Origin of the sequence: Shewanella pneumatophori (assembly GCF_023283895.1) — a bacterium.
Lineage (GTDB): Bacteria > Pseudomonadota > Gammaproteobacteria > Enterobacterales > Shewanellaceae > Shewanella > Shewanella pneumatophori.
Genome location: NZ_JAKILB010000017.1, coordinates 1 through 20,970, shown reverse-complemented (window position 1 = coordinate 20,970; position 20,970 = coordinate 1). Strand labels below are relative to the sequence as shown.

The following is a 20,970-nucleotide window of genomic DNA, read 5'->3' as shown; positions in this document are numbered from 1 at the left end:
AAACAATATAAACGGTGTTGTGGTTCCTAATCGCTAGGATGCGCTAAGTAAATGGACTTATAAAAAAATGAAACCTATGTGTGAAAAAGTGATCCCATCAGCGAATTGCTCGTGGCGCTTTGTAAAGTATGAATTAGCCAATATTGATTTCAATTGGCACTATCACCCTGAATATGAAATTTGCCTAACATTAAACTCCTCTGGGTTGCGTTATGTAGGTGACAATATTGAAGAATATACTGGTGCAGACTTAGTGCTTGTTGGACCTAACATGCCCCATACATGGCATACTGATGAGAATAGTAACGGCACAATTCAAACGGTTTATGTTGCGCAGATCCCCAAGCTTTGGATTGAGGGGTTAATTGATGAACATAAGGAGTTTACTGAGCTAAAGTCTATGCTCGACTTGTCATCAAGAGGTTTATTGTTTGGGGCGGAATGCACAACAAGGGCGCAAGAGCTTTTCTTAGCAATGGATAACGCAGATCCTTTTAATCGTTATGTTCAATTAGTCACTTTGTTGAATGTGATGAAAGCTGATCCGCTAGTTTCAACATTATCCAGTAGCTTTTTTACATTTGGTCACCGAACAGATGTAGGCATAGATAAGTTAGATAGAGTAATTGAATATATTTACAATAACTTTGAGCGTTCTATTTATGCTGAAGAGCTTGCTGAAATTGCCCATATGAGCACCAATCATTTTCATCGGTTTTTTAAGAAGCGTACAGAGCGAACTTTAACGACCTTTATCAATCAATTACGTATTGGAAAAGCGTGTAAATTGCTGATTAATTCTAACCATCCCATTGCTGTGATCAGCGACCAATGTGGTTTTAATAACACATCGAATTTTAATCGTCAGTTTCTTGCTATTAAAGGCAGCACACCGAGTGCATTTCGTAACAGTATCAAAGTTAAGCATGTATTATCTTAGGCCTCTGCCTACCTGTGTGATGAGCTAACCTAGGTTAGTTCATACAAGCTTTTCTTGCCGAGTCGCCAACCAATTAAAATATAAATTTGCAAAATATGTCATCGAGGTTTTGTCTCGGCAGCTGTTGCTATTTATTTCAAAATAACCAGATTAAAAAACTCCCGTATCTAGCTTCATTCCTTGTCAAAACCTAGCTTAAATTTACATAAAAACTTTGCTTCAAATCCTCTAGTTAACACTGATGTTGCAACATCAGTTTGAGCCTTTTGACACAATAGGTTTTGCCGCAGCAGCAATTAAGTGGCATTGAAGCTGTCAATTTCAACGCTAAATCCTGCTTATTTGTTAACAATCAAATACTACCTTGGTCTAAGGTTTTGTTTGAAAAACATAAGCATTGACGTGCACGTAAATTATTATCTTGTTGTTTTATATCTCTATTTATTTGTGGCGGTTCTAACTTTACGTTGGCGTTAGACTAAGGTCGCGATTGTTGTTGGCTCTGTGCTTGTTAGATTAAGTCATGACTTAAATATAAAAACAGTACACGGGAGTCACTATGAGTTTTGAAAGTAATGAGCAAGCAGAAGGATATTGGCGTGAGAATTTACGCTTAGTACTTAAATTATTAGCGGTATGGGCAGCGGTATCTTTTGGCTGCAGTATTTTGTTAGTTGATGTACTCAATGAAATCCACTTCATGGGGTTCAAACTTGGATTTTGGATGGCCCAACAGGGCTCTATTTATGTTTTTGTTGCATTGATTTTTGTCTACGTTGCCAAGGCTAATGCGTTAGATAAGAAATATGGCGTGCATGAAGACTAAGTCGACCCAATTATATAAGGAAGCATGAGATGGATGTACAAACATTAACATACTTAATTGTGGGGTTAACTTTTGCCCTATATATCGGTATTGCGATTTGGTCTAGAGCTGGGTCAACGAAAGAGTTTTATGTGGCTGGTGGCGGTGTGCCGCCGGTAATGAACGGTATGGCTACTGCGGCAGACTGGATGTCTGCGGCATCATTTATTTCCCTTGCAGGTATTGTATCTTTCGTCGGTTACGACGGTTCGGTATACCTAATGGGTTGGACGGGCGGTTATGTTCTGCTAGCGCTTTGCATGGCTCCATATTTACGTAAGTTCGGCAAGTTTACGGTGCCAGATTTCATTGGTGATCGTTATTATTCTCAGGCAGCGAGAACTGTTGCCGTCTTTTGTGCCATCTTCATCTGCTTTACTTATATTGCAGGTCAAATGCGTGGTGTAGGGGTTGTATTCTCAAGATTCCTTGAAGTTGAAGTCGAGACCGGTGTTTATATTGGTATGGGTGTCGTATTTTTCTATGCTGTTTTAGGCGGCATGAAGGGAATTACCTATACGCAGGTTGCGCAATACTGTGTTCTTATCTTCGCGTTTATGGTTCCAGCTATTTTTATCTCTGTGATGATGACGGGCCATATTTTACCGCAAATCGGTTTTGGCGCTGAGTTAGTTGATGCCGCTGGCAATGGTACAGGGGAGTTTTTATTAGATAAGTTAGATGGTTTGTCAAAAGATCTTGGCTTTGCTCAGTATACTGAAGGCTCTAAGAGCACGATTGATATCTTCTTTATTACTGGTGCTTTGATGTTTGGTACTGCTGGTTTACCTCATGTAATTGTACGTTTCTTTACTGTACCTAAAGTAAAAGATGCACGTGTATCTGCGGGTTGGACACTAGTATTCATCGCAATTATGTTTACTACTATTCCGGCTTTAGCGGCGTTCTCTCGAGTGAATATGATTGAAACCATTAATGGTCCAGAGTCAAAAGGTGTCGCCTATGAAACTGCGCCAGAATGGATTAAGAACTGGGAAAAAACAGGTCTAATTAAGTGGGATGATAAGAACAAAGACGGCAAAATTTATTACGCAAATGGTCCTGAAAGCGAAATGAAAATTGACCGCGATATCATCGTACTTGCAACTCCTGAAATCGCGAGTTTACCAGCATGGGTTATTGCATTAGTGGCTGCCGGTGGTCTTGCTGCGGCACTATCGACTTCAGCAGGTTTGCTATTGGTAATTTCTACTTCAGTCTCGCATGACTTGTTGAAGAAAAACTTTATGCCGGATATTTCAGATAAAAAAGAACTCATGTTTGCGCGTATTGCAGCTGCAATGGGGATTGTAATGGCGGGTTACTTCGGTATTAATCCACCAGGCTTTGTGGCGGCAGTTGTTGCAATTGCATTTGGTCTTGCTGCATCGTCACTATTCCCTGCAATTATCATGGGGATCTTCTCTAAGACAATGAATAAAGAAGGTGCAATTTCAGGCATGATTACCGGTCTGCTATTTACCGCATCTTATATTGTGTACTTTAAGTTTGTTAACCCAAGTGCCAACACGGCTGATAACTGGTTACTAGGTGTATCACCTGAAGGTATTGGTTTGTTTGGCATGATGGTGAACTTTGCCGTGGCATTCGGAGTGAGCCGTGTGACTAAGGCTGTACCGCAAGATGTGGTTGATATGGTGGAATCAATTCGATTCCCTAAAGGAGCCGGTGGAGCACACGACCATTAAGCGTTAATCAATGTTGTATCGATAAAAGAGTGCTTCGGCACTCTTTTTGATTTTCATCTTGCAGTGCATTTTAAGTTAAACCTAGCCATTAGATTATCTTGCATATGTTACTTCTTTAGTTGGCGCTGGCCTTTGGTCGAATAGAGCTTAGATTGCTTCTCAATATATAGTGCTAGCAACAAGTTTGGTTGGAGTCATCACTTTATGGATGCTAGCGAACTACATCCCATTTTACAGTTTCTGCAAGATAGAGTGCCCTTTGATAGTTTAGATGAAGTGACACTGTGTCAATGCTGTAAATCGCTCACTATTGGTTATTACGGTAAAGCTGCTGGATTTGTCCCCTTAGAACCTGACAATCCACAGCTTTATATTGTACGCAGTGGGGCTTTTGAAGTGAGGGACAAAGAAGGGGAGTTGCTGGATAGATTAGGCGAGGGGGATTACTTTGGCTTCCCATCGTTATTATCTGGTGAGCATGCCAATACTCAAGTCGCTATTTTAGAAGATGGTTTGGTGTATCACTTACCGCCTGAAATGTTTGATCTGTTGCGGCAAAAAAGCCGCCAGTTTGACCGTTTCTTTAATCGAGCCTTTGCAAAAAGGCTTAGACATCAAGGCCGTTTTAAGGCCAAAGATTTAACCACAACAAGCCGTATTACCAGTTTAATGTCGCAAACACCGTTAACCATTGATATGAAAGCAACGGTGGCGGAGGCGAGTCGATTGATGCGTAGTGTCAGAGTGTCATCAGTACTTGTTATCGATAATCACAAACTGGTGGGGATTTTAACCGATAGAGATCTGCGTAATCGTGTGCTTGCAGAAAATCTTGATGGAAATTTACCTGTGCATCAAGCAATGACAACCACCCCGGTAGTTATTGAGTCTAACGCTCTGGTGTTTGAAGCTATGTTGCTGATGAGTGCTCATAATATCCATCATTTGCCTGTGATTGAAAATGGGCAAGCGAAAGGGATTGTTACCAGCACAGATATTCTTCGCGGACAAAGTTCTCAACCATTATTGCTGATAGGCGAGATTGAGCGACAAAAGGATATCACTAGCTTAATTCAAGTCAGTAAACAAATTCCTTTATTGCTACAAAACTTGATTAGCGCAGATGCTAGAGCTGAAGAGATTGGTCGTGTGCTGACATCAGTCACAGATGCGTTAACTCGGCGATTAATAGTGCTCAATCAACAGATTTTAGGTGAAGCGCCAATGGCTTTTTGCTGGCTAGCATTTGGCTCTCAAGGGCGACAAGATCAAGCAGCATGTTCAGATCAAGACAACGGCTTATTGCTTGCCCATGAACCAGATGAAGCCGCCGCAGGTTATTTTGAAACCTTATCTCGTGCGGTTTGTAAAGGTTTAGACGAGTGCGGCTATATTTATTGTCCAGGCGATATTATGGCGCAAAACCCTAAATGGCGCATGTCGCTAGAGAAGTGGCAATCGGTATTTGATAAATGGGTTAATACGCCTGAACCTAAGGCTTTGATGCATGCCAGTATCTTTTTTGATATGCGCAGTGTTTACGGGCCGCAATCTTTATTTGATGGTTTACAAGATTCAGTACTGAGTAAAACCAAAGGAAACGATATTTTTTTGGCAGGGTTAACTGGCAATTCATTGACTAGTGCGCCGCCGCTGGGCTTTTTTAGAAAGTTTGTATTGGAGCGCGATGGCTCAGAAGTAAAAGGAATCGATCTCAAGCATAAAGGGAATGCACTCATTAATGATATTGCCCGGGTGTACGCGTTGTCGGCGGGGATTAAAGAGGTGAATACTGCCAAGCGTATTCGTGCGCTTATGGAGCAAAACATTATTAATCGTAAGGATGCACTCAACCTTGCTGATGCCCATGAGTTTATTGCGCATATGCGCCTTTCTAATCAGGGCTATCAATACACTCATTCGTTACCGATAACCAACTACCTTATGCCTAAAAGTGTGTCTTCGTTAGTTAGGCATCAACTTAGAGATGCATTTAAAGTTGTCCATGATGGCCAAGTAGGCCTGAAGTTAAAGATGATGAGGAGCTATTAGTGATGCCTACAATATGGCTAATTGTATAGGTTTATGCGATTGATAGGAGTTAGATAAAATTGAACGCTATCTACTTAAAGCTGCGGCTGCAACTTAACGCTCTACTGTGTAAACAGGAGTTAATTGCAGATTATTATCGTGAACTTAGCCAACAATTATCTCACTCGGTAAGTAAAATGTCTTTCATGGCATTTGACCTTGAGATGACGGGGCTTAACAGTCAACAAGATCAAATATTGAGTATTGGCGTTATCCCAATAACCTCGGGGGTTTTGCAGCTTGCTAAGGCTGAACAGTTGCTGGTTAAAATTGAAGGCAGTGTTGGTAATAGCGCAACCATTCATGGCATTGTCGATGAACAATTAGTCGATGCAGTGAGTATTGAACAAGCTATGCAGTGGTTTTTAGCAAAAACCAAAGGGCATATATTGGTCGCGCACCATGCACCACTGGATCTCTGCTTTTTAAAAGCTGATTGTCTGCGCTGGCTCGGCCATGAAATACAGTTTGTTGCGATAGACACCATGGCGTTAGAGAAAAAACGTTTGCTGCGACAGCATGATGTACTTAAAGAGGGCTCACTTAGGCTTGATGCATGTCGTAATCGCTACGGCTTACCTGTTTATGCTGCACATAATGCGGCGATTGATGCACTGGCATGCGGCGAATTGTTGTTAGCGCAAATGGCCGCCATTGCGGGGAAAGACGAGCTAGCCATCACAGACTTAATGGTTTAGCGGGTTAAACCTTAAATTAATTGCCGCAATACAAGTCGTAAACCTCACTTAATTCGTGGCATATTTTTACGAACTACTCGTGGTAACCGCTGAATTTAACTTACAGCCCCACTTTACCAAAGCTTTTCTAATATCTTCTTTTTGATAGGGTTTGTTAACTATCTCGTCCATCCCACATTGATAACATTGCTCGGTTTCCGTAGAGGTGGTGCTAGCGGTTAAGGCGATAATCGGTTTACTGTAACCATCGGCTCTAAGTCTTTTGGTTGCCTCAAAACCATCGATAACAGGCATGCGGCAATCCATAAATATAATGTCGACTTGTTGATTATCTAAAAACTCTATCGCTTCAAGGCCATTACTGACAATGCTAGGTTTTACGCCCAATTTAGCTAAAATCATTTCAATTAAAACTTGGTTAACGGTGCTGTCCTCAACAACGAGTAATGAGAGGGTTTCAATGGGGAAGTTCTGCTCACTCGCGCTAATACTCTCCGGTAGAGTTTGCACCGGTTTTAATGGCAAGCTGATATTAAATTGAGTGCCTTTACCTAAGGTTGACTCTAAATTTATTTCTCCTTGCATCTCTTCAATCAGGTGCTTACAAATCGCTAAACCTAGTCCGGTACCTTCAAAGGCGCGATTACTTGAGTTGTTTACTTGGGTAAATGGGTCGAACAAGGTGTCGATTTTATCTTGTGGAATGCCGCAACCTGTATCAGTGACTGAAAAACAAAAACGTTCTGCTCGCCATTCTAAGTTGACGCTGATCTTACCTTGCTGAGTGAACTTAATAGAGTTGCCAATTAAGTTGACCAAAATTTGTTTAATTCTGTCAGGATCACCCAGTAATCGTTCAGGAATGCCATCTTGATAATTAAAGATGAACTCTAGACCGAACTCTTCAGTTCGCAGTTTAAAGATGTCGTAAATCATTTGGCATAGTTTTGCCGGAGAAAAGTCGACTTCGACAATTTGCAGCATGCCCGCGCTCATCTTACTTAAATCTAGCAAATCATTAATGATTACCCGTAGTAACTCACCTGATTGACGCATGGTGCTTAATAGTTGCTTCTGGTGCGAGGATAGTTCCGTATCACTCATCAACTCTGCTGAGCCTAAAAGGCCATTTAACGGCGTTCTGAGCTCATGGTTTATCATGGCGACGAAATCACGAGTGGATTGTTCTGAACTCTCCGCACGTTGTTTTTCTTCAATTGTTCGCGCAAGTAACTCTTGTCTGCTATGGGCTGCGCTAATCATATCGCAAAACAAAAGTAGTTGTTTCTCAATAGTATGTTGCCAAGAGTTGGGGGAATCGATAACAAGAGTTAAGCTACCTAAAATAATATCTTCAGAGTTTATAATGATTTTTATTTGCCGATGGTCATTACTCCAAAATAGTGGAGAAGAGATCTGACTATCGTTATTGATAAGCGCCTTATTACCAGCATAATAGGAGCGAAATTTTCCGCTTTGATCTAATGATTTAAACCTGACTTTACAGGCCTTAATTTCGTCGATACCGATTAAGTCGTCAAGTAAACGTTGTAATAATATATTTGAGATTGGTTTTTGTAAAAACAGCTGATTAAAGTCTAGCAGTATGGATTCAAGGTAAGTTTTAAATTGCAGTAGCGCTATGTCTTGCTCTGATTTCTCTTTGATATTGACTAACGAGTCTTCGACTAACTGTTTGGCACTATAAAGCTCACGACTTTTCTCTTCCAAGAGCTTTTCCGCCGCCTTTTTAGCTGCCTTTTCTCGCTCAATCTTACGAGAAAGTAAGCTGACTTTTTCAGTTAATTGAATAATCTCATCATTAGGCATAAATATCGCTCAAGCAGGCAAAATTAAACTGTGGTTAGGGTAAATCTTACTTCTGACTGATCATCAGCCATCGGCTCCATATTGATTTCGATTGTTTCATTAAAGTGTTCTGCGCAGCCTTGAATAAGGCCAAGACAAACATGAGACATACAGCGAGCGGAGAGATAATCCATAATTAGCTGAGTTTCGGTTTCAGAAACAAACTTAAACGCAGGTGGGTTTGCATTGGCGTAGAGCTTTTTTACCTCAATATGAATGTATTCTTCAACACTGTTAATAAACGAAAAGGTACTATCGGCTTTGCCTTCAAGGCCTGGCATGCTGTTATAAAGGGTTTTAAAAATGGATTTACCGTAGACTTGTTGTAGATCTTCTGCTGAAATGCCGGTTAGCTTACTAAGGGTGACAATGAGTTTGACAAGATCTTTGTGGTCGTAGGTACCTACCGCCGTATAAACACCGTCATTTTGGTTTTCATCAAGCATTTTCTGGCAGGTTTCAAGGCCAAAGGTATCTTCAACAAGTTCTAAGAATTCAGCAAAAATAATCCCTTTCATATACGACTCCTTATGCGGTTGTCACTATTTAAAGTAGTGTATTAATAGCAATCTTTCAACGGATAATCAGAAACTTAATCATACTTTTATTTAAGTTTTTAAGTCATTAGCACTTACTCCAATTGTAAAGTGATTATTAGAATGCCTTTCAATAGGTATTTTGGTTACATTTTTACTATTCAATTAGCGATTGCTCTTCTATAACTTAAGTTGAAAGTCATTTTAAATGAATCGGTTACTAAGGACGATGATATGGCGTTTCCGTTAATTTGGTTAGGGGTTGCTGCTGTTGGTGCAGCACTTGTTGCTGAAGAAAAAGAAAAGCAAAAGAATATCGCTTCTAAGCGAAGGCGAGGCCAGGCTAAATCTGACCACGTTTTTGGTGAGTCAGCTGAGCTTGTGCCGAGTTTATGGGGCACTGATGGGCAAAAGGTGCGGCCAGTTCCCGGCAGTATTGTATGTTGTTTTGTATACGGTGTTATTGAACACACTGGTATTTGGATAGGTGATGACACGCTAGTAGAATTACATGGCAGTGGTTTAGTGAGAGCAGTTTCAGCCAGACGCTTTTTAGCTGGGCGTAGTGGTAGTCGAATTTATCAAGCGGGTAATCACCTACATCAAGCCTTGGTAGGAGATACCACGCTAGAACGTGCGAAGCAGGCCATTTTTAGTTATCGTGAATATGATGTGTTTGATAATAATTGCCACCGTTTTGTCTGGCAATGTGTGAGTGGTGAAGACATTACTGTATCAAGCTTTGGTAAACTTAATAACCACATAGGTAGTTACTTTTCTCAGGCGGTATATTGGGATGAGATCTATCAATAACTGCCAATGTTGTAACTGTAAGAGTTTTGAACTATTTAGCTGGTGGCTTATCTCTGAATTAAGTCTGTTATTTGGTTTTATGCTGATGAGTATGAGTGTTTTTCGGGCATAAAAAAACACCGAAAAATCGGTGTTTTAGTAATACTTGTACTGTTAATGACAAAACTTAGTCATTAGGCTTCAGCAAATATAAAAGTGAATGATTAATTCTGCTTGACCATTCACTTCGTCTGCAATGTTAAGGTATTAACCGCAAAAGTGCTTAACAGCTTTAGCAACTAGCTCAATACCTGTTTTATCACAAGGTGGCAGTTCGGCATCGCTGGTAGCAATAGGTGTGACGCGATCACCCCATTTGATTAACGCTGCAGCTGAGGTTAAACCTGCACCAAATGCACATGACAGGATCATTTGGTTTGGCTGAATTTTGCCTTGCTCAAGTGCATCACAAATCGCAATCGGAATTGTCGCTGCAGAAGTATTACCGTAGTTAGCAATGTTGACAACGGCTTTTTCTTTAGGGATTTTCATGCGGCTAATTAAGGTATCAATGATGCGTTCGTTAGCCTGGTGAGGAATAACCCAATCGATTTCTTCTTTATCAATACCGCATTTTTCAATCACTTTGGTGCTTAGCTTACCCATGCCAGCGATTGCGCGTTTGAAGATCTCTTGGCCATTAAACTCAATATAGAAGTCTAAAGAAGAGGCTTCAAAACGATCCATAGCGGTACCAAAACCTGCTTTTAGGATATCTCGGCCATCTGGGTCGTTATTTAGCTCGTAGCCTAATACACCGATTGCTTCATCTGTTGCTTCTAGCACAACAGCGCCAGCACCGTCGCCAAATAAAACCGCTGTGTCACGGCGCGACCAATCTAAGAAGAATGACAGGCGCTCTGCACCAATAACTAACACTTTTTTACACTGGCCGCTTCTAATTTGAGAGCTACCAAGACCTAAGCCATATAAGAAGCCACTACATGCAGCGTTGATATCAAAGGCTGCACAGGTTGCGCCAATATTTGCTTGCACAGTTGATGCAATGTTTGGAATAAGTGTATCTGGCGTTGCGGTTGCCAAAATAATCATATCCAATTCACTACCATCAATACCTGCAGCTGCAAGAGCGCGTTTAGCTGCAACTGATGCTAACTCTGAAGTATCTACGTGGCTAATGTGGCGTTGGCTGATCCCTGTACGAGGCTTAATCCACTCGTCAGAGGTTTCAATAAAGGTGGCTAAATCATGGTTTGTTAAGGTTGCGGGCGGAACACACTTGCCCCAACCAGTAATAGTGGCGTACTGCATTTAGGTATTCTCTTAACTTAAAAAGGCAGAACCTGAGCTCTGCCTTATGGGATCTTTATAAGCGAAGCTTAGCAAGGATAATGCTAATCAACAGTGAGCTAGTCGTCTTGTTGGCTCACTAATACGCGGATTTCATTAGCAGCATGTAAGATATGCGCGCGCAACAGTTCGACAGCTTTTTCAATATTCTTGTTTTTACAATGCTCAAGCAGCTCTCGGTGATCTTGCTGAGCTTTTGGTACTCCGCTGGCTAAAAATAGCTGTAAACGGATATATCGGTCGCAGTTTGTATTTAATCCTTGAACAACTTCAAGGGTGTGCGGGCGGTTGGCTGCACTGTAAAGGCAAGTGTGAAACTGCGAGTTTAAGCTACTCCAGTTTTCAATTTGCTCTTCATCTTGGTACGCCGCATCCATTTCTTGCAGTATGCTTTCTGCTTGATGGAGATCTTCTTCGCTTAAATTTGGAATAGATTTGGCGAGTAAGTCGGATTCAATCAGTGCTCGTAAATCAAAAAGTTCGGTGACTTGCTCTGTAGAAAGTAGCGTTGCGGTTGCGCCTTTATGAGCTTCAAATTTAACTAAACCTTCAGCTTCTAACTGCAGTAACGCTTCTCTAACAGGAATTCGGCTAACATTTAATTCGTCTGCCAAGGCGCTTTGACGTAAGGGTTGACCTGCGGCAATTTCACCGGAAAGGATTTTTTCCCTAAGCACCTCGACCACAATTTGTGTGCGAGTTTTATGGACGATAGGTGTTGTTTTGCTCATAGTACCCGATATTTTCTTGTTATTAATACACGTTGATCCGTCCTAGGGTAACGCTTATGTCAATATAAAGAAAGGGCAACAGATGGGTTCCCCGTCATCTTTTTAGCTTTTTCTATCGCTAGTTGAAAAAAATTCACTATGATTTTTTGGCAATCATAAATATCGGCTGGGTTGGTTTTAGTACCCTAAAAGTTAAACCCCATCAATTTTTGCAAATAAGTAAATGCGGCTGTTTTGCTCAATGATTCTATATCGACAAGTGACGTTAAAATCAGAGAAGCTCAATTAAAGCTTCTCTGATTTGTTTTTGAAACTTAAAAGGTTTTAACGCCAATAGCATCTACTTTAGTTCGCCCAGGCAATATTGATTGCGGCATGTTTTGGTAGCAAATTGGTCTCTCAAAGCGTGCCATTGCCGCAGAGCCAACAGAGGTTGTGCGGCTATCAGTGCTTGCTGGATATGGACCGCCATGATTCATCGAATGGCATACCTCTACACCAGTAGGCATTTGATTAAATATTAATCGACCTACATTAAAGGCTATGGCTTCAATTAATGTTTGATTGTTTACTAATTCCGCTTCTACACCATGTATCGATGCTGTGAGCTGGCCCTCAAGTTGCTCGGCAATTAATAACATTTGTGCGGCATCATCACATTCAACCAATATTGCACAAGGCCCAAATACTTCTTGTTGAATATCGCTCGATGCCAAGAAGTCATTGGCTGATACGTTAAGCGCTACCGGACGAGTAAAGTGACTAGCAGGTGAAGATTCACCTTGCGCAATTAATTCAACTTTGGGATTGGATAACAAGGTATCAATTTGCGACTGGTAAACAGAAGCGATCCCTGCTGTTAGCATGCTTGCAGCACTTTGGGCAGCAATACCTTGCGCTAGTGTGGCTTTATATCGGTTAAGGGAGTCACCTTTTATAGCAACGATAACTCCTGGGCTTGTGCAAAATTGACCATGGCCCATTAACATAGATTGTACTTGTGTAGATGCAAGCTCTTGCGCTTGTTGCTCAAGGAGTTCAGGTAAAATAAACTGTGGATTTGTTGAGCCTAACTCGCCATAAAAAGGGATAGGTTCAGCACGAGCTGCGCATAAGTCCGCTAAAATACGGCCAACTTTTAATGAGCCTGTAAAACCAACCGCTTTAATCGCAGAGTCCGTGACTAGTTGAGTTGAAACCTCTGGGGTTACACCTTGTACTAAGTTAAAAACGCCTGCTGGCATATCACATCGGAGAGCAGCGCGCGCAATCGCTTTACTCACTAACTCGCTGGTTGCTGCGTGGGCAGGGTGACCCTTTACTACGACGGTACAGCCTGCGGCTAGTGCAGATGCAGTGTCGCCGCCAGCCGTTGAAAAAGCGAGCGGGAAGTTGGAGGCACCAAACACTGCAACTGGACCAAGAGGTAAAGTCGACAAGCGCGTATCAGGTTTAGGCAGTGGTGCTCTTTCTGGATCCGCAAGATCCACATAACGAGTATCAATTGGGTTGATTAGGTTTCCAGCAAATAGTCTTAATTGGCCGCAGGTACGCCCTGTTTCACCTTGAAGGCGTGCCATTGGCAAGCCTGTTTCTAAGTGAGCAGTTTCAGTTATCAGGGCAATATCTGCTTGAATTTCATCTGCGATAGCATTTAAAAATTCGGCGCGGCGAGCTGGCGCAAAACTGCGATATTGTGTAAAGGCTCGCTTCGCTGCGCTTGTGGCACTGTTAATATTGTCGTTGCTGGCATTGGCAAACTTAAATGGCAGTGGTTGATTAGTGACAGGGTTATTGCTCGAAAAATCAGTGGTTTGATTGGTCCAAGCACCATTAATAAAATGTTGGCCTGTAATATTTACGTTGTTGAAATCTGTCATACTTGCTCCTAAAGGTTGCAGCTCATATAGAATTTTTGGTGTTACACCACTTGAAAACCAAAGGCGTAAGGGTCGTTATCATCTACAGTAATGGCGTTTTGTCCGGTAATTCGCGCCCAGCCTTTGATACTGGGCATTATTGCCTTGTAATTGCCTACTTGGGTGGCGGATTCAATTCGGCCGACAAATTGACTGCCTATTATGCTTTCATGGGTATATTCATCACCGACATTTAACAGGCCCTTGCAATAAAGCTGGGCGAGTCGAGCACTCGTTCCTGTGCCGCAAGGTGAACGGTCTATCGCTTTATCGCCATAAAAAACAGCATTGGCACCGTCAGAACCATCACTTATGGTGTCGCCGGTCCAAAGTACGTGACTGATGCCGCTAACTGTGGGGTCGTCAGGATGTATGCAACTTAGCTGTTCTTGGGCGATTGCTCTAACAATCGGACTCCATTTTAATATGTCTCCAGCATTCCAATGACGCAGCCCAGGAAAGTTAGCTTGAGGATCGACAATGACGTAGTAGTTACCGCCGTAGGAAACATCGACTTTTAGTGGACCAAGGCCGGGAATATCAAGTATTTGGTCTTGATGTGCTAGGTAGGCGGCGACATTATAGATTTTGACCCAATCTACTTTTTCAGCAGTTTGTTGGTATTCGATTCTGATTTGTCCTGCGGGCACATCCAAAATAAGCTGCCCAGGAGTTTTTGCGACCAATAAGCCAGACTCTATTGCCGCTGTGACCGTGCCAATAGTGCCATGGCCACACATCGGCAAGCAGCCACTGGTTTCGATAAATAGAATTGAGGCATCAGCATTATCAGTGCATGGCGGATAGAGGAAAGCGCCTGACATCATGTCGTGTCCACGGGGCTCAAACATCAAGGCTTGTCGTACCCAGTCATATTCTTTGAGAAAATGCTGACGCTTTTCACTCATGGTATTGCCGTTAAGGTGAGGGTGGCCGCTAGTTACTAGCCTAACTGGATTACCGCATGTATGAGCATCGACGCAAAAAAACGTACCTTTCTGCATGGGAAAACACTCCCTTGTTATCATTGTTTTTAGATTTGTAACGACTAATAAAATTCTGTGCTTGGTGAATTCACCATGCAATGGCTTAGGTTTAACTTTTTAGTTAGTCGAGATTAAATTTGCCGGAAAACAGCTTGCTAACCTATCTACATATCAACTCACTATAACTGCTCAGCAGTGTCGTATTCTGTATCCATGTGTTTGAAGGTTGAACGCTAATTGTTATTAGTGTGTATGTAAAAAATACTACTAAAGCTTCCTTTAATGTTGTATACAATATCCAAATAATAATGTTGGAGCAATGAAAATATGACGTCTATCACAATTAAATCTCAGCTATCCGTTGATTTTAAGGAATTCGTTACCCTTGACGCACACACTGAAGGTGAGCCGTTACGAATTATTATGTCTGGTTATCCGGAGATAAAAGGCGATACGATTTTGGAAAAGCGCCAATATGTGCAAACTCATTTAGATACTTATCGAAAATTGTTAATGCATGAACCGCGAGGACATGCAGATATGTACGGCGTATTGATCACCGATGCTGTGACTGAGGGGGCTGATTTTGGCGTGTTATTTTTGCATAACGAAGGCTATAGCAGTATGTGTGGCCATGGTATTTTAGCCTTGGTTAAGGTGATGTGTGAAACCGGGACAATTAAGCTAACAGCCGAGAATGAAAGCAATGCGCGTGTGATTAAAATAGACTCGCCTGCAGGATTAATCACTGCAAAAGCTTTCAGGGACAAGCAAGAAAAAGTTCACGCCAGCTTTATTAATGTGGACTCCTGGGCTGATGCGATTAACTGTCAAGTTGATGTTGAAGGTTTTGGTATGGTCGATTACGACATAGGTTTTGGTGGTGCTTACTACGCTTATGTTGACGCAGACTCGCTAGGAATAAGTTGTGCGCCTAGCAACGCAGCTCAATTAATTGATTTAGGTCGTCGGATTAAATTAGCGGTCATGGCTAATCACCCGCTTATTCATCCAGTTGAAACCGATTTAAGCTTTTTATACGGTACGATTTTTACCTCAAAAAAGGTGACTAATCCTGAGGCCCACTCTCGTCATGTGTGTATTTTTGCTGATGGTGAAGTTGACCGCTCGCCAACCGGAACAGGGGTTTCTGGGCGAATAGCGTTGCTTCATGCTAAAGGTGAGGTCGAACTCAATAACCCGATAATGATAGAAAGTATTGTTGATGGACGCATGATTGTGAGTGCAACGGCTCAGTCGCAATTTAATGGTAAAAGCGCAGTATTGCCCGAGGTTTCAGGTCGTGCGTTCATCACCGGAAAGCATGAGTTTTATCTTGATCCAGATGATATTTTTCAGGATGGTTTTATTTTGCGCTAATCGAAGAATGGACTCTATAACGATAAAGAGAAAAGCATGCTGGATATTACTCAAATGAATGACAAACAAACGTTGCACAAGGAACAGATCACAGTTGTTGGCGCAGGCATAGTCGGATTGTCTGCAGCGATTGAGCTGATGCGTGCCGGCTTTCAAGTGACTGTAATAGATAAACAAGGCGTGGGTGAGGGGGCCTCAAAGGGCAATGCTGGCCATTTTGCAACCGAGCAAGTGTTTCCTTTAGCTGATCCTGCTATGTTACCTAAATTGCCGGGAATGCTGTTAGATCCACTTGGACCATTTCGGATCCAACCTCGTTACTTTTTTAAAGCGCTACCTTGGTTTATACGCTTTTTAGGCAATATGCTGCCTTGGCGAAGAGCCAATAATAGCCGAGCGATTAAAAGCTTAAATCAAACGTCTATCGCGGCCATTAAGTCATTAGTGACATTTTGCGGTTGTGAACATTTACTGACATTGAACGGTAGTTTATTGGTATTTGAAGGCACACCTGCGAAACTAGTTGAAAAAGAGTTTAAAGCATATAGCAACGCTGGCGTTGCAGTGCAGTTGTTAACTGGTGATGAAGTACGTTTACTGGAACCATCGTTAACCAGCAATATCACTCATGCGTTATATTTTACTCAGGTAGGACACACCTCTAATCCACATGGTTTGTGCCTAGCCTTGGCGGCTAAATTTAAACAGATGGGAGGAAAGATTCTCACTGAAGAGCTAGTTAATGTTAACGTTTCAGCTGAAGGCTCAGATATTGTTTTGCAAACCCAAACAACTAATCGCGTAAGCAAACGTGTGCTTATAGCATCGGGGGCTTGGTCAAAACCTTTTGCTAAACAGCTTGGCTATTCTGTTCCACTGGAAACTGAGCGCGGTTATCATTTGATGATGCCGCAAAAAAGTAGCCTATCGCGGCCGGTGGCTTCTTATGAACGCAAGTTTATTATTACACCTATGCAGACAGGAACGCGTTTAGCTGGCACTGTGGAGTTTGGTGGCTTAGCTGCGCCGCTGGTTAATGCTAGAGCAGACTGTTTGTTTCCTCATGCTAGAGCTTTATTGCCAGCACTATTTGCTGATGCCAGTGAGTCTGACGGCGAACGTTGGATGGGCTTTCGCCCGTCAATGCCTGATAGTTTGCCAGTACTTGGCCAAAGTCAAAAGCAATCGAATGTTTACTTTTCTTTTGGCCATCAACATTTAGGTCTTACTTGGTCTGCGATAACTGCGCGTTTGCTAGCAGAAGATATCCAAGGTAAACAGCCTAGTATTGATCTAAGTCCTTATCGTATCGATAGATTTAGTTAGTTTATAATTAGACTCATATCTGCATCGTTTTTAATGCTTGGAAGGTCTTTGTACGTGGCAAAGCCGAGTGTAGAGGCTTTTATGCAATAGGGAAAAACTGGACTGGGTTAACAAGCTTGAACGTAGAGTCACTATGCTCATCACTTGTTGCGAGCTGCATGGTCTTGCCTGTTTCAGACATGCATAAGACATTTCCTCCACTGACCCATAGGGATATGGGAAATGCCTTTAAAGCGAATGGAACGCTTAAGGCCTTGGAGGTCAGATGCAGCGAATGTCATTAAAGCACGACTATATGGATATAGGAGGCAGAGTAACGCAGGAGCAGGTACCGAGGAGCACTTAATGACTTTGTCTCAGATCTCCCAAATTTTCGCTGAGCGACCAAATCTTTATGCTGATTGTTAATATGAAAGCGTGGTTTTTGTGCGGTTAGTGCATTTGTGTTGTTTAATTGGCCGAAAAAAAGTTGAATTGATGATCCTGTTATTAATTCGAGTTAGCCTTAAACTGCTCTTTAATTTAACCACTAGTGGGACTGTGTATCAAAAAGCTATTATCTTATTGTAAAGCCGTTTTAGAAGATCCGTTAAAATTAGTTGAAGACCTTTTATTGATCATTCAAGTTATATTGGGGGTGGGCGTTATCTGGTCATTTTTCTCCATTTTCTATGCTTTAGGTGGGGGGACGGCTGCTGATCTTATTAGCCCAAACTCCTGGTAATAAGCGCTAATAGTTAGTTAGCGCCTTTAATCTGCTATTTACCAAGACTGCAGACAAGCCAAACAGGCTTGTCTATTTCACTAAATTAATGGCTTATTGCATTTATACTGGCATCATCAGTTGCTCAATCTGTTGGACAGTGCGGGGGACTTCGGCAGATAAATTTTCAAATCCACTAACAGTGACAAGAATATCATCCTCAATACGAACCCCTATACCTCGGTAGGCTTCAGGAACGTCTTCAGCATTTAACGGTATATAAATCCCGGGCTCAATAGTAAAGACCATTCCGGCTTCTAGTTGCCGCCAATGTCCTTGTTGATCGTGGTAAGGACCCACATCGTGAACATCCATTCCAAGCCAATGACCAGTTTTATGCACGGTAAATCGCTTGTAGCTCTCAGTTGCCATGATCTCTTCAATTGACCCCGTAAGTAGCCCTAGCTCTTTTAGTCCTTGAGCCATCACCTGCATACAGGTTTCATATAGTACGTTCCAACTAGCGCCAGGCTTTACTTTGGCAATTGCTTGATCAAGCGCGCTTAATACTAGTTGATAAATTACTTTTTGCTCCGTGGTAAATCTGCCATTTACAGGATAGCTGCGGGTAATATCTGCGGCATAATGTTCATATTCACCTCCTGCATCAATTAATAGCATTTGTCCGTCAACCAGTTCGCAGCAATTTTGTTCGTAATGCAAACAACATGCGTTATTGCCTCCGGCTACGATATTTGGGTAAGCGACATCGTTACAGCCACCTTTAGAGATAGTGAAGTCAAAAAGAGATGATAGCTCTCGTTCATTAACGCCAGGTTTACAGGCACGCATGACCGCGATGTGCCCGGCAACGGAGGCTTTGACTGCTTTACGGATTTTTTTGATTTCATTCTCGTCTTTTATTACCCGCTTTTGATGCAACAGCTCGGCTAGCGGTTTAATGCTAGTAAATTGTTTCGGTGTATCAAAGGAGCAATGGTGTCTTTGATGATTAGCCCAATTCACGATTTGTGCAGCGAAGCGACCTAACTCATCATTTATATAGATATTTTTAGTTTTGTTTAACAGTGGTAGAAGGGTACCTTCAAGATCTGCAATGTTATAGCCCTTATCTGCACCATATATGGAAACAGCACCTTGAGTTCCAGCACGCTCTCCAAAGCTGACTTCCTGTGCTATATCTTTAGGCCTACAAAATAACAAGTATTTGCAGCTATCATGCTTAACCAATACCGCTACAGCGTCAGGTTCTTCAAATCCAGTAAGATAAAGAAAGTCATTGTCTTGTCTAAAGTGGTACTTAATATTTTTACTGCGTACTTTTTGTTGATAGCCAGCGATAATAGCAACACTGTTCTCTGGCAGCTCAGCAAGTAGAGCTTGGCGTCTTTGTTGATAGATATCAGACATCTTGTTATTTTCCCTATCTTTACTAAAACAGCTATGATTAGCTGCGACCGAGTTAAATGGTATACTTTATTCATTACACGATATTCACTGCTTTATAGCAAGTTCACGGTGCAATTTTTTGTAAGGAGTGAAATAATAATGGCTATTGCATATTAGAGAGAATGTATTGTGAATCGAGCGGTATTTTTAGACAGAGATGGCGTTATCAATTTAGACCATGGTTATGTACACCAAGTAGACGACTTTGAATATGTAGACGGTGTATTTGACGCGTGCGCATCTTTAAAGGAGATGGGGTATTTGCTTGCTGTCGTTACCAATCAGTCAGGTATTGCTCGAGGAATGTATAGCGAAGACCAATTTCACTCATTAACAGAGTGGATGGATTGGAACTTTGCCGATAAAGGTGTTGAGCTTGATGGGATCTACTACTGCCCGCATCATGCAGAAAAAGGTATAGGCGAATACAAAATAGATTGTGATTGCCGCAAGCCAAAGCCTGGAATGCTTAATTCTGCTGCGCAATTTCTAAAAATCGATCTGTCACGCTCTGTAATGGTTGGCGATAAGCGAGATGATATGTTGGCTGCAGAGGCTGCCGGCGTGCCTACACGTATTTTAGTGAGAACAGGAAAAGAAGTAACTGATGATGCTATCGCTGCAGCAACTGTTGTTTTAGATTCTATTGCTGATGTGCCAAAGTATTTAGCTAGTCTTGGTTAGTTTTTACCGGTAGCTAAATAAAAGAGAAGCTAACCCTATCTTGTAAGCTAGCTTACATCGAATGCCTCGAATCTATCGGGGCATTTTTAATTCTGCATCTTAAGCTATTCTCTGGCTGTTAATATTCCGCCTTAATGTTGTGCTGAACGTAGGTATTAGCCATCTAAAAGCTCTTATATCGTCAAGTTAACAACTAAAGGTGCGCAAATATCGAGATTGTTTACTAGCATACTAGTTGGTTTATTGTTCGGTAGTGTTGTTTAAAACCGCATATCGTGCAGTAACTAAACGCTTGGTTCGAATATTCTTATTTAATTAATAAAGCCACTTGTGCTTTCAACTCACATCCCTATAATGCGCATCCACTGACACGGCACAGCAGGCCAACTACCCAGCGTTAAGCTAGATAGAATGGGACTTGCAGCAGTGTTAGGGAGTTTAACTTCTTCGGAAACTAAACTCTGGTTACAAGCGGTTTAAGAGCTTCAAGTTAAGACTTCTGATTAAGGAATCAACGCTTGAAAAACTTCTTAAAATAAACGCTTGACGCCAACAACGGGAAGTGTAGAATACGCACCCCTAGCCACTTGGAACGGTTCGCAAGAACGGCAATGATGGCAACGCTCTTTAACAATATGACAAGCAAATCTGTGTGGACATTCACAGAGATTAAGTTATTCGAAATTACCCATTCTTTCTAGTAAAGAGTGATGTAATCAAAAATTACTTAATGAATGAGTGTTCATAGCAATATGTAATACAGAATTCGTTGAGCCGCTGATTCCTACGGGATGAAGCAAACAAAACTTTAATTGAAGAGTTTGATCATGGCTCAGATTGAACGCTGGCGGCAGGCCTAACACATGCAAGTCGAGCGGTAACACAAGGGAGCTTGCTCCT

Annotated in this window: 16 protein-coding genes and 1 rRNA gene; 10 read left to right on the top strand and 7 right to left on the bottom strand. The window is 41.9% G+C overall.

All coding sequences use genetic code 11. From position 1 onward, the window contains the following. Nucleotides 1-67 precede the first annotated feature (67 nt). From L2740_RS19225 to L2740_RS19205, 5 genes are all read left to right on the top strand, one after another. On the top strand, nt 68-940 hold the full coding sequence (locus tag L2740_RS19225) for an AraC family transcriptional regulator (protein ID WP_248951663.1): 873 nt from the start codon (nt 68-70) through the stop codon (nt 938-940). Nucleotides 941-1,499: 559 nt separating this feature from the next. Beyond that, nucleotides 1,500-1,766 (top strand): DUF4212 domain-containing protein, encoded by a 267-nt coding sequence (locus tag L2740_RS19220; protein WP_248469162.1) that lies wholly within the window; start codon nt 1,500-1,502, stop codon nt 1,764-1,766. Between the two features lie 29 nt (nt 1,767-1,795). Beyond that, nucleotides 1,796-3,514, top strand: coding sequence for a sodium:solute symporter family protein (locus L2740_RS19215; RefSeq protein ID WP_248951662.1), 1,719 nt, complete (start codon nt 1,796-1,798; stop codon nt 3,512-3,514). Nucleotides 3,515-3,718: 204 nt separating this feature from the next. After that, nucleotides 3,719-5,566 carry a DUF294 nucleotidyltransferase-like domain-containing protein gene (locus tag L2740_RS19210; RefSeq protein WP_248951661.1) on the top strand — a complete coding sequence of 616 codons (1,848 nt, stop codon included), beginning with the start codon at nt 3,719-3,721 and terminating at the stop codon, nt 5,564-5,566. A gap of 59 nt (nt 5,567-5,625) precedes the next feature. After that, entirely contained in the window at nt 5,626-6,303 is a 678-nt protein-coding gene (locus L2740_RS19205) for an exonuclease domain-containing protein (protein ID WP_248951660.1), read from the top strand. A 66-nt stretch (nt 6,304-6,369) separates the two neighbouring features. Here the strand turns inward: L2740_RS19205 and L2740_RS19200 are convergent, their stop codons facing one another. Both L2740_RS19200 and L2740_RS19195 read right to left on the bottom strand, forming a co-directional pair. Then, nucleotides 6,370-8,133 carry an ATP-binding response regulator gene (locus L2740_RS19200; protein ID WP_275974399.1) on the bottom strand — a complete coding sequence of 588 codons (1,764 nt, stop codon included), beginning with the start codon at nt 8,131-8,133 and terminating at the stop codon, nt 6,370-6,372. A gap of 23 nt (nt 8,134-8,156) precedes the next feature. Continuing rightward, entirely contained in the window at nt 8,157-8,690 is a 534-nt protein-coding gene (locus L2740_RS19195; RefSeq protein ID WP_248951659.1) for a heme NO-binding domain-containing protein, read from the bottom strand. Between the two features lie 252 nt (nt 8,691-8,942). On the opposite strand from L2740_RS19195, the gene L2740_RS19190 reads away from it, so the two are divergent. Then, nucleotides 8,943-9,521, top strand: a complete 579-nt coding sequence (locus L2740_RS19190) for a lecithin retinol acyltransferase family protein (protein ID WP_248951658.1) — start codon at nt 8,943-8,945, stop codon at nt 9,519-9,521. A 246-nt stretch (nt 9,522-9,767) separates the two neighbouring features. Here the strand turns inward: L2740_RS19190 and L2740_RS19185 are convergent, their stop codons facing one another. From L2740_RS19185 to L2740_RS19170, 4 genes are all read right to left on the bottom strand, one after another. Then, nucleotides 9,768-10,832, bottom strand: a complete 1,065-nt coding sequence (locus L2740_RS19185; RefSeq protein WP_248951657.1) for a ketoacyl-ACP synthase III — start codon at nt 10,830-10,832, stop codon at nt 9,768-9,770. Between the two features lie 98 nt (nt 10,833-10,930). Further along, nucleotides 10,931-11,602 carry a GntR family transcriptional regulator gene (locus L2740_RS19180; RefSeq protein ID WP_248951656.1) on the bottom strand — a complete coding sequence of 224 codons (672 nt, stop codon included), beginning with the start codon at nt 11,600-11,602 and terminating at the stop codon, nt 10,931-10,933. A gap of 314 nt (nt 11,603-11,916) precedes the next feature. Then, a complete protein-coding gene (locus L2740_RS19175; RefSeq protein WP_248951655.1) occupies nt 11,917-13,482 on the bottom strand; it encodes an aldehyde dehydrogenase (NADP(+)) in 1,566 nt (521 codons plus the stop codon). Between the two features lie 41 nt (nt 13,483-13,523). Next, nucleotides 13,524-14,525: a 4-hydroxyproline epimerase gene (locus L2740_RS19170; protein ID WP_248951654.1), complete on the bottom strand. Its 1,002-nt coding sequence runs from the start codon at nt 14,523-14,525 to the stop codon at nt 13,524-13,526. Between the two features lie 309 nt (nt 14,526-14,834). On the opposite strand from L2740_RS19170, the gene L2740_RS19165 reads away from it, so the two are divergent. Together L2740_RS19165 and L2740_RS19160 are read left to right on the top strand one after the other, a co-directional pair. Further along, nucleotides 14,835-15,887, top strand: a complete 1,053-nt coding sequence (locus tag L2740_RS19165; RefSeq protein ID WP_248951653.1) for a proline racemase family protein — start codon at nt 14,835-14,837, stop codon at nt 15,885-15,887. A gap of 36 nt (nt 15,888-15,923) precedes the next feature. Beyond that, nucleotides 15,924-17,213 carry an NAD(P)/FAD-dependent oxidoreductase gene (locus L2740_RS19160; protein ID WP_248951652.1) on the top strand — a complete coding sequence of 430 codons (1,290 nt, stop codon included), beginning with the start codon at nt 15,924-15,926 and terminating at the stop codon, nt 17,211-17,213. Between the two features lie 826 nt (nt 17,214-18,039). Here L2740_RS19160 and L2740_RS19155 read toward each other — a convergent pair. Further along, a complete protein-coding gene (locus tag L2740_RS19155) occupies nt 18,040-19,347 on the bottom strand; it encodes an aminopeptidase P N-terminal domain-containing protein (protein WP_248951651.1) in 1,308 nt (435 codons plus the stop codon). A 168-nt stretch (nt 19,348-19,515) separates the two neighbouring features. Here L2740_RS19155 and gmhB point away from each other — a divergent pair, with 168 nt between their 5' ends. Next, nucleotides 19,516-20,070, top strand: coding sequence for a D-glycero-beta-D-manno-heptose 1,7-bisphosphate 7-phosphatase (gene gmhB / locus L2740_RS19150; RefSeq protein ID WP_248951650.1), 555 nt, complete (start codon nt 19,516-19,518; stop codon nt 20,068-20,070). Nucleotides 20,071-20,879: 809 nt separating this feature from the next. Beyond that, a 16S ribosomal RNA gene (locus L2740_RS19145) occupies nt 20,880-20,970 on the top strand; the annotation flags it as partial.

Bases quoted from the DNA above. Each gene is read 5' to 3' on its own strand.
- L2740_RS19225 (WP_248951663.1), top strand. From the start codon at position 68: ATGAAACCTATGTGTGAAAAAGTGATCCCATCAGCGAATTGCTCGTGG.
- L2740_RS19220 (WP_248469162.1), top strand. From the start codon at position 1,500: ATGAGTTTTGAAAGTAATGAGCAAGCAGAAGGATATTGGCGTGAGAAT.
- L2740_RS19215 (WP_248951662.1), top strand. From the start codon at position 1,796: ATGGATGTACAAACATTAACATACTTAATTGTGGGGTTAACTTTTGCC.
- L2740_RS19210 (WP_248951661.1), top strand. From the start codon at position 3,719: ATGGATGCTAGCGAACTACATCCCATTTTACAGTTTCTGCAAGATAGA.
- L2740_RS19200 (WP_275974399.1), bottom strand. From the start codon at position 8,133: ATGCCTAATGATGAGATTATTCAATTAACTGAAAAAGTCAGCTTACTT.
- L2740_RS19195 (WP_248951659.1), bottom strand. From the start codon at position 8,690: ATGAAAGGGATTATTTTTGCTGAATTCTTAGAACTTGTTGAAGATACC.
- L2740_RS19190 (WP_248951658.1), top strand. From the start codon at position 8,943: ATGGCGTTTCCGTTAATTTGGTTAGGGGTTGCTGCTGTTGGTGCAGCA.
- L2740_RS19185 (WP_248951657.1), bottom strand. From the start codon at position 10,832: ATGCAGTACGCCACTATTACTGGTTGGGGCAAGTGTGTTCCGCCCGCA.
- L2740_RS19180 (WP_248951656.1), bottom strand. From the start codon at position 11,602: ATGAGCAAAACAACACCTATCGTCCATAAAACTCGCACACAAATTGTG.
- L2740_RS19175 (WP_248951655.1), bottom strand. From the start codon at position 13,482: ATGACAGATTTCAACAACGTAAATATTACAGGCCAACATTTTATTAAT.
- L2740_RS19170 (WP_248951654.1), bottom strand. From the start codon at position 14,525: ATGCAGAAAGGTACGTTTTTTTGCGTCGATGCTCATACATGCGGTAAT.
- L2740_RS19165 (WP_248951653.1), top strand. From the start codon at position 14,835: ATGACGTCTATCACAATTAAATCTCAGCTATCCGTTGATTTTAAGGAA.
- L2740_RS19160 (WP_248951652.1), top strand. From the start codon at position 15,924: ATGCTGGATATTACTCAAATGAATGACAAACAAACGTTGCACAAGGAA.
- L2740_RS19155 (WP_248951651.1), bottom strand. From the start codon at position 19,347: ATGTCTGATATCTATCAACAAAGACGCCAAGCTCTACTTGCTGAGCTG.